Origin of the sequence: Halococcus thailandensis JCM 13552 (genome assembly GCF_000336715.1) — an archaeon.
Classification (GTDB): Archaea; Halobacteriota; Halobacteria; order Halobacteriales; family Halococcaceae; genus Halococcus; species Halococcus thailandensis.
The window spans coordinates 1-275 of record NZ_AOMF01000053.1 but is presented as its reverse complement, the minus strand read 5'-3'; the positions used below and the strand labels follow the sequence as shown (position 1 = coordinate 275).

The window sequence follows — 275 nt, the reverse complement described above, 5'->3', positions numbered from 1 at the left end:
GGGTGTACGCGCCGAGGCAACGAGGCGTTCAGCCCGCGAGCACTAACTGACCGAGCCACATCAGTCATATCGCATTGGAATCCGTCCTGCCGGACGGGTCCAGGCGCTAACTGGATCGCACGTATCATACACTTACAGCAGACCCGAACGCATCGGCCCACCGATCACAGGTTTGCGCGGTTCGATTCCGCGGATCGGCATTAAGGCGGCCACAGCGGCGGGGCGACTCCCGTACCCATCCCGAACACGGCAGATAAGCCCGCCAGCGTTCCAGC

General features: G+C 62.9%; 1 rRNA gene. It reads left to right on the top strand.

Annotated features, from left to right (window positions below):
• Positions 1 to 201 precede the first annotated feature (201 nt).
• Positions 202 to 275 (top strand): 5S ribosomal RNA (gene rrf, locus C451_RS02540); the annotation flags it as partial.